14 protein-coding genes are annotated in these 15570 nt (G+C 52.7%); 1 reads left to right on the top strand and 13 read right to left on the bottom strand.

The features are described from left to right. Window positions 1-51: 51 nt before the first annotated feature. Complete coding sequence (gene ibpB, locus J1782_RS12675; protein WP_152323731.1) at window positions 52-486, bottom strand: small heat shock chaperone IbpB; 435 nt, start codon at window positions 484-486, stop codon at window positions 52-54. A 118-nt stretch (window positions 487-604) separates the two neighbouring features. Further along, the gene (gene ibpA / locus J1782_RS12670) at window positions 605-1015 is read right to left on the bottom strand and encodes a small heat shock chaperone IbpA (RefSeq protein WP_152323732.1); all 411 of its coding nucleotides are present in this window, start codon (window positions 1013-1015) and stop codon (window positions 605-607) included. A 390-nt stretch (window positions 1016-1405) separates the two neighbouring features. Here ibpA and J1782_RS12665 point away from each other — a divergent pair, with 390 nt between their 5' ends. Continuing rightward, on the top strand, window positions 1406-1783 hold the full coding sequence (locus J1782_RS12665) for a YceK/YidQ family lipoprotein (protein ID WP_152323733.1): 378 nt from the start codon (window positions 1406-1408) through the stop codon (window positions 1781-1783). Window positions 1784-1834: 51 nt separating this feature from the next. Here J1782_RS12665 and J1782_RS12660 read toward each other — a convergent pair whose 3' ends face one another. The 11 genes from J1782_RS12660 to dnaA form a co-directional block, all read right to left on the bottom strand. Next, complete coding sequence (locus J1782_RS12660) at window positions 1835-3100, bottom strand: DUF3748 domain-containing protein (RefSeq protein WP_217153269.1); 1266 nt, start codon at window positions 3098-3100, stop codon at window positions 1835-1837. Between the two features lie 68 nt (window positions 3101-3168). After that, window positions 3169-4464, bottom strand: coding sequence for an MFS transporter (locus J1782_RS12655; protein WP_217153268.1), 1296 nt, complete (start codon window positions 4462-4464; stop codon window positions 3169-3171). Between the two features lie 218 nt (window positions 4465-4682). Beyond that, complete coding sequence (gene dgoD, locus J1782_RS12650; RefSeq protein ID WP_152323736.1) at window positions 4683-5831, bottom strand: galactonate dehydratase; 1149 nt, start codon at window positions 5829-5831, stop codon at window positions 4683-4685. Continuing rightward, window positions 5828-6445 carry a 2-dehydro-3-deoxy-6-phosphogalactonate aldolase gene (locus J1782_RS12645; protein ID WP_217153267.1) on the bottom strand — a complete coding sequence of 206 codons (618 nt, stop codon included), beginning with the start codon at window positions 6443-6445 and terminating at the stop codon, window positions 5828-5830. Before J1782_RS12645 ends, dgoD begins: the two co-directional genes overlap by 4 nt. Then, window positions 6429-7319 carry a 2-dehydro-3-deoxygalactonokinase gene (locus tag J1782_RS12640; protein WP_217153266.1) on the bottom strand — a complete coding sequence of 297 codons (891 nt, stop codon included), beginning with the start codon at window positions 7317-7319 and terminating at the stop codon, window positions 6429-6431. Before J1782_RS12640 ends, J1782_RS12645 begins: the two co-directional genes overlap by 17 nt. Next, on the bottom strand, window positions 7316-8014 hold the full coding sequence (locus J1782_RS12635) for a FadR/GntR family transcriptional regulator (RefSeq protein ID WP_217153265.1): 699 nt from the start codon (window positions 8012-8014) through the stop codon (window positions 7316-7318). The genes J1782_RS12640 and J1782_RS12635 overlap by 4 nt, the downstream gene beginning before the upstream one ends. 254 nt (window positions 8015-8268) lie before the next feature. Continuing rightward, window positions 8269-9084: a sugar-phosphatase gene (yidA, locus tag J1782_RS12630; RefSeq protein WP_217153264.1), complete on the bottom strand. Its 816-nt coding sequence runs from the start codon at window positions 9082-9084 to the stop codon at window positions 8269-8271. Between the two features lie 143 nt (window positions 9085-9227). Continuing rightward, on the bottom strand, window positions 9228-11642 hold the full coding sequence (gene gyrB, locus J1782_RS12625) for a DNA topoisomerase (ATP-hydrolyzing) subunit B (protein ID WP_165060661.1): 2415 nt from the start codon (window positions 11640-11642) through the stop codon (window positions 9228-9230). A 19-nt stretch (window positions 11643-11661) separates the two neighbouring features. Beyond that, a complete protein-coding gene (recF, locus tag J1782_RS12620; protein WP_152323742.1) occupies window positions 11662-12750 on the bottom strand; it encodes a DNA replication/repair protein RecF in 1089 nt (362 codons plus the stop codon). A 9-nt stretch (window positions 12751-12759) separates the two neighbouring features. After that, a complete protein-coding gene (dnaN, locus tag J1782_RS12615; RefSeq protein WP_013573353.1) occupies window positions 12760-13860 on the bottom strand; it encodes a DNA polymerase III subunit beta in 1101 nt (366 codons plus the stop codon). 4 nt (window positions 13861-13864) lie between these two features. After that, on the bottom strand, window positions 13865-15256 hold the full coding sequence (dnaA, locus tag J1782_RS12610; RefSeq protein WP_208950079.1) for a chromosomal replication initiator protein DnaA: 1392 nt from the start codon (window positions 15254-15256) through the stop codon (window positions 13865-13867). Window positions 15257-15570: the final 314 nt, after the last annotated feature.

Genomic DNA, 15570 nt, shown 5'->3' with positions numbered 1-15570 from the left:
CAGGAGGACAAATGTCCTCCTGTTTTCGTTTTTAGCGACTCTGCCGCCGGATTACGCTGACTGATTCTCCAGTGCAGGTTTCTCGGTGCCGATCGCAATTTTCTGTGGCTGCAAAGCTTCCGGTACGTCACGCACCAGATTGATGTGCAGCAGGCCGTTTACAAACTCGGCGGCCGACACATGCATGTGCTCTGCCAGCGTGAAGCTCAGGGTGAAAGGCTTGATCACTAACCCCTGATGCAGATATTCCACTTTCGCTTCCGGCTGAGCAGGCGTACCGCTTACGGTTAAACGCGGCCCTTCCACTTCAATATTCAGCTCGCTCTGCTGGAAACCAGCGAGCGCCAGCGAAATGCGGTAATGATTGTCGTCAGACTTCTCAATATTGTACGGAGGAAAAGCCTGATCGCCGCCTTGCATTGAGCTGGCTAATTTATCAAAACCAATCCACTGACGAAGTAATGGGGAAATATCATAATTACGCATTGTGTAACTCCTTCTTTGAAGCGAGATTAATTAATCCGTCGCCCGATTTGGGTGTGACGGTTCAGCCCCCTGACGGCGAGCCTAAACTTTTTCATTTGTGCGTTGTCTTTATAAACGCTTAGCGGATCTCAATACGCCGTGGTTTGGACGTTTCAGGAACGATGCGTTCCAGATCGATATACAGCAAACCATTCGACAAATTGGCCGCTTTAATTTGAATGTGTTCGGCCAGCTGGAATTTGCGTTCGAAATTACGCTCAGCAATGCCCTGATATAAATATGTGCGGTCAGCGTCAGTCGGTGCATGCGCGCCTTTGACCACTAACATATTGTCGTGCGCTGTAATGTCCAGTTCGGATTCGGCAAATCCCGCTACCGCGATGGCAATCCGGTAATGGTTTTCGTCAACTAATTCAACATTATAAGGAGGATAGCCGCCACCCTGATTCTGACCCGATTCGATAAGATTAAATAAACGGTCAAAACCAATTGCAGAGCGGTATAGTGGTGATAAATCAAAATTACGCATTACTACTTCTCCTGACATTCAGCGAGTATATGTATATAGCCTTCCTGATGGACAGGCTCGCGGCGCGGTTTATATTCACGATCCCTTCCGGCGATCGTTCCCCTGCGTCGTACATTAAAAATGGCGATGAAAGAGAGTATTTCAAGTGGGCATTCGCAAGAAAAAGACAAAAATTTTGTTTTCGTTTGAACTGCGGACGTCAAAATACAAATAGTGCGAGGGCGAAAAGCCAGGGACAGCAGGCGGTTTCCTGCAAGATTTCAAATAGTCATTACACTTAATGGGATCGCAGCCACAGAGCTACAGCTTGCTTTGTTAATTTTTTTTGCTGGGTGGTATAAGTCGTTTTGACTTAAAAACTCAGACTGACAGCATAAGATGAGTTCTAACATGATGAAATTTGTACTGACGCCGCTGATGACAGGATGTATTTTTTTAGCGACGAGCGGTTGTTCCAGCGTGATGAGCCACACCGGCGGAGACACCGGCTATTATTCAGGCGCACGCGCTGATGTGAATATGATGAAAAGCGACGACACCAGTTGGGCGATGACCCCGCTGTTGTTAGTGGATTTACCTTTCAGCGCCTTACTCGATACGGTTTTGCTGCCTTATGATTATTATCGCAGCGGAAAGGTCACAACGCGCGACCGCGTCAAAGCCAGCGAAGAGCACAACATTGCGCTGAGCAACGGGGTCGATATCGATCACGTTCCGCCGATGACCACGACGCCGCGCACTCAGAAATCCTCCACACATAAAAAGTAAGCCTCAGCCTGAGGGAATGAAACCGGCCAGACCGGCCGGTTAGGTAAAATCTCAGCGGCTGGCCGTCACGAAAATTTGCGCAAATTCCCCCACCTGACGCATAAAAGCTATCTGGCTGCCGTCGGGGGAATACACTACAGCATCCGCGCACGGCGCGATTTCCGTTCTTCCGGTCAGCCGGTGCATTTCTCCGCTTTCCACATCAAGGCGCATCACGCTGTTATCGCACACCAGCGCCACCGATTTTCCGTCCGGGCTCCAGCTAAACGCCGACTGAATTCCGCTGGCCGAATGGCTGATCTGCACCGGTTTGCCGCCATTGGGCGACACCGTCCAGAACTGCACCACGTCTTTTCCATCTTTCATCAGAAACGCAATCTGGCTGCCATCCGGCGAAGACCGTAACCAGTGACGCGGCTGAGCGGCGACGCCTTTTTCGGTAAACGTAATGCGCCGCTGTTTCACGCCCGACGGTGGCGCAGGCAGCGTGTGCAGCGTTCCCTGCAACGGTTTTACCCCTGCTTTCAGGTAATCCGCGTCGTCTTCCGGCAGATCCACCACGAAAATTTCCGGATGCTTTTCTCCGCTGGCGGAAAGCGTGTCGCCAATAAAGGCCAGCGCCCACCGCTGACGTGAACCGCCTGTTTTGACATAGCCTTCGTGCCCGATCCAGCCTTCTTCGTAAGCACGGTTAATGTCATCGCTGCCAGGCCGCGGATGGGACGTTGTTTCGCTGACCAGCACGCTGAAATGGCTGCCATCGTATTCGCGGGGATGATGTTTTGGCGGCATGACGGGGTGTCCGGAAAAGGCGACACCGACATTACGTAAATCCAGAGCAGGATTCAGTTCATGCAAAACATGGTCGTTGTAGGTAAAGCTGAGGCGGGAGCCGTCGGGGCTGAAAACGTGAACATGCGTACCGCCACGCAAAGCACCGGGCGTAAACGGCGCGGTGATGTCCATCGCATCGAGCGTCACGGCCTGCGCGCGCTGCGGCTCAGAGACAATGACACCGCGGCGATGATGGAAATCATACTGCCAGCGGGCATCCGGGTTTTCCGGACCATGAATAAACGCATAACGGGCCGGCTGGAGCGGGCTGACTGTGACCACGCCCACATGAGCATTTTCACCGGCGCGATAGAGGACTTCAGTCTCGCCGGTTTTCACATTCACACGCTCAATGGTCGAACCGGTGAAAGAGCCACCGTGCGGACGCACGTCATACACCAGCCACTGGCTGTCCGGCGTCCAGACGTTAATGTTGGTCAGCTGATGCCCGCGGGCATCAGTAGTGAGTTGTTTTTCATTCATGCGTTCAGGCGCGCCCTGCCGTTTAAAGTATGCCTAAGAATAGGGGACTCAAACGGCAGTGGCAATCTTCAGCAATCTCCGACACGTTTCACTTCACCCACCAGGAAGATATAAGAAAGTGCACCCAGTAAAGCGACAACGGAAATATAAGTTAATGACGGGGCAAAACCGTAATTCTGCGCCAAATAACCGACAACTAACGGGACGGTAATTCCTCCTAAACCGCCTGCCAGATTAAATACACCCCCGGTCAGCCCGATTAATCTTACCGGAGCTAATGACGAAACCAGCGACCAGGTAATAGAGGCAAAACCATTACCAAAGAAAGCCAGCGCCATTAATATCATGATCCACATCGGGTCATTGGTATAATTCGCCCCCATAATGCAGGTAGATAATAACAACCCGCAGATGATCGGTAATTTACGCGCAAAACCAATCGACTTACCTTTACGCACCAGTTTATCCGCCACCATTCCGGATAATAACACGCCGAAAAAGGCCGCGAGGAAAGGTACCGTTGTCATAAATCCGGCGGTGAGCGCCGCAATATGTTTTTCCTGGGTCAGATAATTAGGGAACCAGGTCAGGAAAAACCATAACGTTGACGCGACAGCAAATTGTCCTAAATAAACCCCGACCAGTTTGCGGTTAAATACCAGTTTCCAGTCTGCGGATGTCAGCGGAGTTCGTGATTTTTTATCCGCCGGTGCATCGCCATCCACCATGCCGCCGCCCGCGCGGATATGTTCCAGCTCTTCTGCATTCACGCCTTTGCTTTTACGCGGCGACTGATACACGCAGAACCACAGCAGCGACCAGATAATACCGATGCCACCGGTGATAATGAACACCCAGTGCCAGCTGAGCATTTCCTGGATCCAGATCAGCAGCGGCGTCAGGAAGGCTAATCCGACAAACTGGCCGGAGGTGTAAAAGCCCACGGCAGACGCACGCTCCTGTTCCGGGAACCAACTGGTCACCATGCGGTTATTAGTCGGGAAAGCGGGTGCTTCAAACATGCCCGTCACGGCGCGCAGGCCAATCAGTGACGCTAATCCGCCAGCAAATCCCTGTAAAAGGGTGACGACTGACCAGCCGAAAATGGCGATGAAATAGGTCATCCTCGAACCAAACCGGTCAAGGAACCAGCCGCCGGGGATCTGGCAGGCGGTATAGGTCCATGCAAAGGCGGAGAAGATATATCCCATCTGCGTTTTGCTTATTCCGAATTCCTGCTGAATATGGGAAGACGCGACAGCCAGATTCGCGCGATCGACATAACAAATAACAACTGTAATGAATATCATGAATAAGGTGACGTAACGTCTTTTTGTCGGTCTGACTTGTAGGGTGGTATCCATTTTTATTTCCTGGTAATGGTTATTCTGACTAACAGGCGTAAGGGTGACTCAGAAATTGCCCTGATTATTTAATGTTTGTAATCACTTAAATTATTACCTTAAATCATTCGAACGTTATCAAGGCGGCAATGGAAAGAATCCCCGGGAGCTTACTTAAGTAAGTGACCTGAGTGAATGAAAGCAGCCAGCGCAGAAAACGTTTGAAAGATGACAGGTAATTACCATTCAGCGACGGCACCGTCAGGATAACGCCACAACGGGTTACGCCAGTCAGGAGCATTTTTACTTCGTTCAATCACCAACTCTTCATTTATTTCCACGCCCAGACCGGGTTTATTTAACGGATAGAAATAACCGTCGGTCATTTTAAAATCGTCTTTATTAATGACGAAATCGAGTAATTCAGCGCCCTTATTATAATGAATACCCATACTTTGTTCCTGAAGCACGGCATTACGCGAGACGAAATCAAGATGCAGACAGGAAGCCAGCGCAATCGGCCCGAGCGGACAATGCGGAGCCAGCGCGACATCGTAGGATTCGGCCATCGCCGCAATTTTGAAGCATTCAGTGATCCCGCCAGCGTGCGAGAGATCAGGTTGCACAATCGCCAGACCGCCATCGGCCAGCACACGTTTGAAATCGAAACGGGAGAACATGCGTTCACCGGCAGCAATCGGAATATGCGTTTGTGCGGCAAGACGCGGGTAATACTCGGCCTGCTCGGCCAGCACCGGTTCTTCGATAAATAACGGGCGATACGGTTCGAGTTCTTTGATCAGGATTTTTGCCATCGGCGCACTGACACGACCATGGAAATCCAGACCAAACTCAATTTCATTGCCGAACTCAGCGCGGATTTGCGCAGCCTGTGCGACGGCAGCATCCACCTGACGGGCGTTTTCGATAATGCCCATTTCTTCACAACCGTTCAGTTTGAAGGTATCAAATCCGATGGCGCGCAGTTTGTTGATGCCATCAATCAGCTCTGATGGCCGGTCACCGCCCACCCAACTGTAGGCTTTGATTTTATCGCGCACCAGACCGCCCAGCAGCTGATAAACCGGTACGCCCAGCGCTTTACCTTTGATGTCCCACAGTGCCTGATCGATACCTGAAATCGCACTCATCAGGATCGGGCCGCCACGGTAAAATCCGCCACGATACAACGTCTGCCAGATGTCGTTAATACGCGCCGGATCCTGCCCGATAACGTATTCGCTCAGCTCATGAACCGCCGCTTCAACGCTGCGCGCACGCCCTTCGATAACCGGTTCGCCCCAGCCCGTTATACCTTCATCGGTTTCAATCTTCAGAAACATCCATCGCGGTGGGAGGCGGTAAGTGGTCAGTTTGGTGACTTTCATTGTGTTGCATCCTTATAGGCCTGGATAAATGCTTTGGCCTTGAGCGCCGTCGTTTCAGGCGTCTGCCCTGCGCGGTATAAATCGCTGCCGAGTCCTGCACCGGCACAGCCCGCATTGAGATAGATCGCCAGATTTTCAGGCGTCACACCGCCGACGGCAAATACCGGAACACGTGCGGGCAGCACCGCTTTCAGGGCTTTGATGTAGTCGGGGCCGAAAGCCGATGACGGGAAGATTTTCAGCGCCTGCGCACCGGCTTCCAGTGCTGTAAACGCTTCGGTGGCGGTCGCGCAACCGGCGCAAACCGTCATCCCCAGTTCGACCGCCCGGCGAATGACCTGCGGATTGATATTCGGCGTGACCACCAGTTTGCTGCCAAGCGAATGAAGTACATCAACCTGCTGCGGTTCCAGCACGGTACCCGCACCCAAAAGCGCCTGCGCGCCAAACGTGCTTACTGCCAGCCGGATACTTTCCTGCCAGTCCGGTGAATTGAGCGGGATTTCTACCGCGTCAAAACCGGCCTCCAGCAGGACGGAAATATGCTGATTCACTTCCTGCGGACGAATGCCGCGCAGAATGGCGATAAGCGGGATTTCAGTTGCCCATTGCATTTACGATCCTCCTTATTCCTGATTGAAAAGCCTGATCGCCGTCGAAAGCCTGCCAGCTGACTCCCGCCAGACGGAGTGCCTGCGCGTAACGTTCAGTCAGCTGCGGATTTCCGATGAGGGTGACCGAATGATGATGGCCAAAAAGCCTGAGCATCTGCGCGACTTCACTACCAATCAGTAAGCCGGAAAGCCAGTCGCTGACGGCAGATTTGTCCAGCCGGTTCAGCACATGCGCCGCGCGCACTTCAAATAAGCGACCGGTGATGTCCGGCTGGCTTAAACCTTTGCTGAGCCCTTGCAGGAAGACATTGGCGGCAGGTTGCTGCGCGGGTAAACCTTTGCCGATCAGCGAATGATTCATCAGAAGATAGTGAAGTTCGCCGGTCATGGCTGTCCGAAAATCAAGAACCTGACTACCGTCAGTCTCAACCCATTTACTGTGGGTGCCGGGCATCAGATACACGGAGGCAGGAGAATCATGAACCGCGCCGAGCAGCTGAGTTTCTTCGCCGCGCATCACGTTGCAGTTGTCGTCACGACTGACGCTGATCCCCGGCACAATCCATGCTTTTACCGGCAATGCGGCGTGGACAGGGTAAAGATGTTGCCCGAGCGCATCGAGGGAAAACGGTGCGGCAAGATAGGGTACATCCACCCAGCCAGCGTTACTGCCAATCATCCCCGCCATAATCACGGGGAGATTTAAGGATTGCCACGGCGCAATCACGTCGTTGAATACCTGCTGTGGCGTGGTGCCTTCCAGCCGGGTAATTCCCCGTTCTGAACGGACTTCTGCGGTGCATTCTCCCTGCTGATACAAAAAAGCGCGCAGGTTGGTGGAACCCCAGTCCAGCGCGATATAGCTTGCTGTCATGTAATGTCCTTGAGTCGTTTCGTGGAAGAGGCAATCATTTTCATGGCCGCCTGCTCCGCCGCGTTGGCATCCTGATGCCGGATTGCGTGGAACAATTCCTGATGTTCCTGCAACGTCACCGGCATGTTGTCGTCATCCGGCATGTAGGTTCTTTCAAACACCGCCCGCTGCAATGAACTGATGGCGATACTCAGCTGCTGTAAAACCGGGTTGTGTACCGCCGCCAGCACCGCTTCATGGAAGCCAATATCCGCTTCGTTAAACGCATCGCGGTCCTGATGATTAGCGATCATGTTGTTCAGCGCTTCTTCGATCACCGCCAGTTCACCGGAGGTCGCCCTTTCGGCTGCCCAGCGCGCAATCGCCGGCTCCACCAGATTACGTACTTCACTCATGGCAGCGATCAGTCGCGGGTCGTAATCACTGGCCAGTACCCACTGCAAAACGTCGGTATCGAGGTAATTCCACTGATTTCTCGGACTGACAAAAGCGCCGCGATAACGTTTGATTTCGACCAGCCGTTTCGCCGTCAGCGAGCGCAGCACTTCGCGGATAATGTTGCGCGACGTCTCAAACTGCTCGCAAAGCTCCATTTCTGAAGGCAGTGCCGCCCCGGGGATGTATTTTCCGCTGACAATTTGCTGGCCCATTTCCAGGACCAGACGGTCGGTTTTACTGAGTTCATGTGAAGGCATAACTTCTCCGGGGCTGAAGGATAAAACCCTACTTTACCGCTCAGACCCTTGCCGGTCTCTGGATTGCTGCACAATCTTATAAGCTTCCCTGCAGAATGCATGAGCATAGTAGTACCAAACAATTGCTTTGTACTACAATCCAGATCACAAAACAGACAATTCAGGTATATTCATCAGGAAGGAAGGGATCAGGAGGGGAGACGGATGTGAACGGCCTGGTTTCAGAAAAACAGGCCGGGGATATCAGGAAGGATTTACTGACCTAACACGAACTTATTCACCGCAAACGCGACACCGTCTTCGGTGTTGGTTTTGGTGACGAACTGGCTGACGGCTTTGACGCTGTCCAGCGCATTGCCCATCGCGACGCCGATTCCGGCGTATTCCAGCATCGCAATGTCGTTTTCCTGGTCACCCAGCGTCATCACGCTTTCGCGCGCGATACCCAGTTTTTCCGCCAGCACTTTCACGCCTTCGCCTTTGTTGACGCGCTTATCGAGAATTTCGAGGAAATACGGCGAGCTTTTCATGATGGTGTAGTTTTCTTTTGCTTCTGCTGGCAGCTGGCTGATGGCGCTGTCCAGCAACTCGGGATCATCAATCATCATGACTTTCGGGAAGGTCAGCGCAGGATCCATTTCCTCTGCCGGACAGAATTGCAGCGGAATGCCCGTAGTGAAGGACTCGTGCACGCTGTATTTGCTGATAAAGCGGTTGGCAGTTAACAGGTCGGTTTTAGTCAGCGCATGGAAATGCACACCCAGCTCACGCGCCAGTTGTTCAAAGTAGTGATAATCTTCAATTGTGAGGGCTACTTCGGCAATCACGCTGCCATCTTTCGCATTATGTACCAGCGCACCGTTATTGGTGATGCAGTAGCATCCGTCCTGCTGCAAATCCAGTTCCATCAGATAGCGCTGTACACCGACGAAGGGACGTCCGGTTGCCAGAACGATTTGCACACCTTTCGCCCGCGCTTCTGACAACGCTTTTTTAACGGCCGGTGTCACTTCATGCTGCGGATTGAGCAACGTCCCGTCCATATCAATTGCAATTAATTCAATAGCCATAGCATCCTCAGAGTTTGAAAAGTCTTCATCAATGCTAACGCGATTACCCGCTGTAAAGCCAGCCGGAATGCGGGCTGCGTCAGACGAAAAAAAAAGTCCGAAGCGGTTTCCCGGTTCGGACTCTTTATCAGCTTATGCCGTTATCAGATATCGATATTGGCAGCTTTCAGGGCGTTCTCTTCGATGAAAGCGCGGCGCGGTTCAACCGCATCGCCCATCAGCGTGGTGAACAACTGGTCAGCGGCAATGGCGTCTTTAACGGTCACACGTAACATGCGACGTTGCTCAGGATCCATTGTGGTTTCCCACAGCTGATCAGGGTTCATTTCGCCCAGACCTTTGTATCGCTGAATCGACAGACCACGACGGGACTCTTTCACCAGCCATTCCAGCGCCTGCTCAAAGCTGGTCACTGGCTGACGGCGTTCGCCACGTTCGATGAAGGCATCTTCTTCGATCAGGCCGCGCAGCTGTTCGCCGAGCGCACAGATTTTGCGGTATTCGCCGCCCTGAATGAAGTCTGCATCTAAATCGTAATCGGTATCGACGCCGTGCGTACGGATACGCAGAACCGGTTCGAACAGCTGATGCTCACGGTTTTCACGGACGATCGCGCTGTAAGAACTGCCATGCTGCTCTTTCTCGTTAAGGCGCGCCACCAGCGATTCCATCCAGGCCTGAACTTTCGCCTGATCGGTCAGATCCGCGCCCGGCAGGGTCGGCTGATAAATCAGGTTATTCAGCAGCGCACGCGGATAACGACGTTCCATACGGCCAATCATTTTCTGCACGCTGTGATGTTCAGCCACCAGTTTTTCCAGCGGTTCACCCGCCAGGGCTGGTGCATGGGCGTTGGCGTGTAACGTTGCCCCGTCCATCGCAATGGAAATCTGATACTGATCCATCGCTTCGTCGTCTTTAATATACTGTTCCTGCTTGCCTTTTTTGACTTTGTACAATGGCGGCTGTGCGATAAATACATGGCCACGTTCTACAATTTCAGGCATCTGACGATAGAAGAAGGTCAGCAGCAAGGTACGGATGTGTGAACCATCGACGTCGGCATCGGTCATGATGATGATGCTGTGATAGCGCAGTTTGTCCGGGTTGTATTCGTCACGGCCAATGCCGCAACCGAGCGCGGTAATCAGCGTTGCCACTTCCTGAGAAGAAAGCATTTTGTCAAAGCGCGCTTTCTCAACGTTGAGGATTTTACCTTTGAGCGGCAGAATCGCCTGGTTCTTACGGTTACGGCCTTGTTTTGCAGAGCCGCCCGCTGAGTCCCCTTCCACTAAGTACAGTTCGGAATGTGCCGGGTCGCGTTCCTGACAATCTGCCAGTTTGCCTGGCAAGCCAGCCAGATCCAGCGCGCCTTTACGACGGGTCATTTCACGGGCTTTACGCGCCGCTTCACGGGCACGGGCCGCATCGATGATTTTACCGACAACGATTTTGGCGTCTGACGGGTTTTCCATCAGGTAATCCACCAGCTTCTCGTTCATCAGCGTTTCAACAGCCGTTTTCACTTCGGAAGAAACCAGTTTGTCTTTGGTCTGGGAAGAGAACTTCGGATCCGGAACCTTCACAGAAACCACAGCAATCAGGCCTTCACGGGCATCGTCACCGGTGGCGCTGATTTTGGATTTCTTGCTGTAGCCCTCTTTATCCATGTACGCGTTCAGGGTACGGGTCATTGCCGAACGGAAACCGGCTAAGTGAGTCCCGCCATCACGCTGTGGAATGTTGTTGGTGAAGCAGTAGATGTTTTCCTGGAAACCATCGTTCCACTGCAACGCCACTTCAACGCCAATGTCATCTTTTACCGTGGAGAAATAGAACACGGTCGGATGAATTGGAGTTTTGTTTTTGTTCAGATATTCCACGAAAGCTTTGATACCGCCTTCATAATGGAAGTGATCATTCTTCCCATCACGTTTATCCAGCAGGCGGATTGCCACGCCGGAGTTCAGGAATGACAGTTCGCGCAGGCGTTTCGCCAGAATGTCATACTCGAATTCGGTGTGATTGGTGAAGGTGTTAAAGCTCGGCCAGAAACGCACCGTGGTACCGGTTACGTCAGTATCGCCAATAACTTTCAGCGGATCCTGCGGCTCACCGTGTACGTAAGTCTGGGTATGGACTTTACCTTCGCGGCGGATAACCAGTTCCAGTTTTTCCGACAGGGCGTTAACGACGGAAACACCCACGCCATGCAGACCGCCGGAGACTTTATACGAGTTATCGTCAAATTTACCGCCAGCGTGAAGAACGGTCATGATGACCTGAGCAGCAGAAACGCCCTCTTCTTCGTGAATACCGGTCGGAATACCACGGCCATCATCCTGTACGGAAACAGAGTTATCCGCATGGATCGTGACCTGAATCTCTTTACAGTGGCCCGCGAGGGCTTCGTCGATAGCGTTGTCCACAACCTCGAATACCATGTGGTGCAGACCAGTGCCGTCATCGGTATCGCCGATATACATGCCGGGGCGCTTACGCACCGCGTCCAGCCCTTTTAATACCTTGATACTTGAGGAGTCATAAGAATTCGACATCAACGTTTCTCGCTCATTTTTAGTCCTGTGATAGAACGGCTATTTTACCTTGTTCCACGCGGAACATCTTGCCCTTTTCACCCATCATGTCGGTCACTTGTTCAGCGCTAATCGCACTGACAAAAACCTGTGCCTGGGTAGCTTTAAGGCGATCGGCCAGCAACCGACGTCGGTCGGCGTCCAGCTCAGAGGCAAAATCGTCAAGAAGATACAGGCAACGCCGCCCGCTCTGTCGGGTGAGAAACTCACCCTGCGCCAGTCTCAGCGCACACATCAGTAATTTCAGCTGCCCTCGGGACAGTAAATCTTCCACCGGCGTGCCGTCGGCACGAATGCGGAAATCCGCTTTATGCGGGCCTGATGCGGTATAGGTTAAGGCTCTGTCGCGCTCAAAATTACGCTCCAGCAACTCGCCATACTCCGTTTCCTTGTCCCATCCACGCTGGAAAGAAAAACTGAGGGCGAATTCAGGCAGGAATTGCGCGCAGGTCGCGCTGATATCAGCCGCGATCGCGTCGCTGTATGCTGCCCGCCATTCGCTAATGCGCTCGGCTAACGGGATCAATTCCTGATCCCAGGCACGAATTTGCGCATAACGAGTCACCTGTCGCAGCGCGGCGTTGCGCTGCTTGAGTAACCGTCGCAGGTTGCTCCAGGCGATAAAAAAACCGGGGTCGTGATGAAAACAGCCCCAGTCGATAAATGCCCGCCGGTATTTCGGCCCGCCATTGAGCAGGGTGAAACCTTCGGGTGTGATCAGTTGCATCGGCAGCATTTGTGCAAGTTCAGACACTTTGTGGCCGTCACTGCCATCAATACGCACTTTGCTGTCACCCTGGCGGCTTTTGCTCAAGCCAATCGACAGCTCACGATCACCGCCATCATCCACACGGGCATGAAGAACAAACTCCGGCTGATCGTGACGGATAACACGTCCGGCCTGCAAACTGCGAAAAGCGCGGCCATGCCCCAGCGTATAGACCGCTTCGAGCACGCTGGTTTTACCGCTGCCATTGGGACCGACCAGAAAGTTAAAACCGGGCGACGGATCTAAATCCGCCGCCTCGATGTTGCGGAAATCTTTTATCAGTAAGCGCGTTAAGGCCATTAATTCAGACTAGAGCCTCATAGGCATAACAACGTAGGCCGCTGACTGACTCGCAGCGTCTTCGATCTGCACGCTGGAGACGGAGTCTGTCAGCAGCAGATTAACGTCTTCGCACTTGAGGGCATTGAGCACATCAAGTACGTAACTGACGTTAAAGCCGATTTCCATTTCGGTGCCTTCGTAACCGACATCCAGAATTTCTTCTGCTTCTTCCTGTTCGGGGTTATTCGCAGTGATTTTCAGCTGGTTATGGCTGACGTACAAACGCACACCACGGAATTTTTCGTTAGAAAGAATGGCTGCACGGGCAAAGGCCTGTTTCAGCAGGTCACAACCTGCCTGCAACGTTTTGTCCGGATTCTTCGGCAATACGCGGCGATAATCAGGGAAACGGCCATCAACCAGCTTGGAAGTGAAAATGAAGTCACCGACGTGCGCACGGATGTTGTTGCTGCCGATTTGCAGTTGCAGCGTGGTGTCGCCGCCGTCAAGCAGACGAACCAGTTCCATCACGCCTTTACGCGGCACGATCACCGAATGCGATGGCAGAGACTGGCCGATTGGCATAGAACAGACGGCCAGACGGTGACCGTCGGTCGCCACGGTACGCAGTTCTTCACCTTCGGTTTCAAACAGCATGCCGTTTAAATAATAACGAACGTCCTGATGTGCCATAGAAAACTGCGTGGCTTCAATCAGACGTTTCAACGTGGCCTGCGGCAGGGTGAATTCCACCTCGCTTTGCCAGTCGTCGAGATTAGGGAAATCTGTGGCTGGTAAGGTCGACAGCGAGAAGCGGCTGCGGCCTGATTTTACCAGCATGCGGTCGCCATCAAGAGCGACGGAAATTTCCGCGCCTTCGGGCAATCCACGGCAGATATCAAAGAATTTACGCGCAGGAACGGTGGTCGCCCCGGCTTCATGTGGCTGAGACAGCGCGACTTTCGCCACCATCTCCATTTCCAAATCCGTCCCGGTCAGCGACAGCGCGCCGTCCGTAACCTGTAATAACAGGTTACCCAAAATAGGCAACGTCGGTCGTCCACCCAGCGGGCTACTGACCTGTTGCAGTGGTTTCAGCAAATGCTCACGTTCAACAATAAATTTCATAGCGCTAGGAAGATAATGTTCTGATTAAGTTGGAGAAATCTTCTTTGATGTCGTGACTTTCTTCACGCAACTGCTCGATTTTACGGCAGGCGTGCAACACCGTGGTATGGTCCCGACCACCGAACGCATCGCCGATTTCTGGCAGGCTGTGGTTGGTCAGCTCTTTCGCCAGCGCCATCGCCATCTGGCGTGGGCGGGCTACCGAACGGGAGCGCCGTTTGGAGAGCAGGTCAGCGACCTTGATTTTATAATATTCGGCCACTGTTTTCTGAATATTATCGATAGTGACCAGCTTCTCCTGAAGCGCCAGCAAATCGCGCAGTGCTTCACGAACGAAGTCGATGGTAATCGCGCGGCCGGTAAAGTTGGCATTGGCGATCACGCGGTTCAGTGCGCCTTCAAGCTCACGCACATTAGAACGCAGACGTTTAGCAATAAAGAAGGCAACTTCGCCCGGCAGACGGATATCGTTCTCGTCGGCCTTTTTCATCAGGATCGCCACGCGGGTTTCTAATTCAGGCGGCTCGATCGCCACCGTCAGGCCCCAGCCGAAACGCGATTTCAGACGATCTTCAACACCGTTGATCTCTTTTGGATAGCGATCCGAGGTCAGGATGATCTGCTGATTGCCTTCCAGCAGGGCATTAAAGGTGTGAAAGAACTCTTCCTGTGAACGTTCTTTATTAGCAAAGAATTGAATGTCATCGATGAGCAACGCATCGACAGAACGGTAGTAACGTTTGAACTCTTCAATGGCGTTGTTTTGCAGGGCTTTTACCATGTCCTGCACAAATCGCTCCGAGTGCATGTACACCACTTTTGCATTGGCTTTACGCGCCATGATGCCGTTACCGACTGCATGCAATAAGTGGGTTTTACCCAGACCGGTGCCACCATAAAGGAAAAGCGGGTTGTAGGCGCCGCCCGGATTATCTGCCACCTGACGCGCCGCCGCGCGGGCCAGCTGGTTAGACTTACCTTCGACGAAGTTATCAAAAGTGTGTTTCGGATTGACGTTCGAGCGGTAGGAAAGCTCGGGCTGAGCAGGCGAACTGTCCCAGCTTGGACGTGAAGGTGCCAGACGCGGAATAGCGGGCGCAGCCTGAGAGCTGACGCTGGCCGCAACGGGCTGACTGGCGCGTTGCATCACCGGTTTGCTGCCGACTTCAAAACGGAGCAACGGTGCATCCGCCCCACAGAAATCGTTGAGCAAGCCGTTAATATTGTTTAAGTATTTGTCACGAACCCAATCAAGGACAAAACGATTCGGGGCGTAAAGCGCCAGCGTATTGTCGTTGAGTTCCGCCTGTAGGGGGCGTATCCACATACTGAATTCTGTGGCAGGTAGTTCATCCTGCAAACGGGCAAGACATTGCTGCCAAAGCGAAAGTGACACGGCGGACTCCACTCGAACAAGTATCAAAAAAGAAAAGGATCAGGATATTTTTTAAATCATGATTTTTGGCACACGTCCCGCCCATAGAAGGGGGAAATTTCTCTCACCACCCTGTCAGTGGCGTAAAGTCACGTGCGAACCGCTTTTTGCGGTTTTTGTCGAAAGCCACCCAGCCGGGATCGCGATCGGAATGGCGGATCATAACGCAATCCGGCACAGAGATCCTCCCCTTCCTGACAGTTTAGATCCTTTTTATCCACAGGCAGCAGTCAGCGAGTGGGTAAGCTTAGCCGATCCTTTTAAAATTAGGCGAT

It is taken from the genome of Rahnella sp. BCC 1045 (genome assembly GCF_019049615.1).
GTDB classification, from domain to species: Bacteria; Pseudomonadota; Gammaproteobacteria; order Enterobacterales; family Enterobacteriaceae; genus Rahnella; species Rahnella contaminans.
This window is presented reverse-complemented; position numbering and strand designations above follow the sequence as displayed.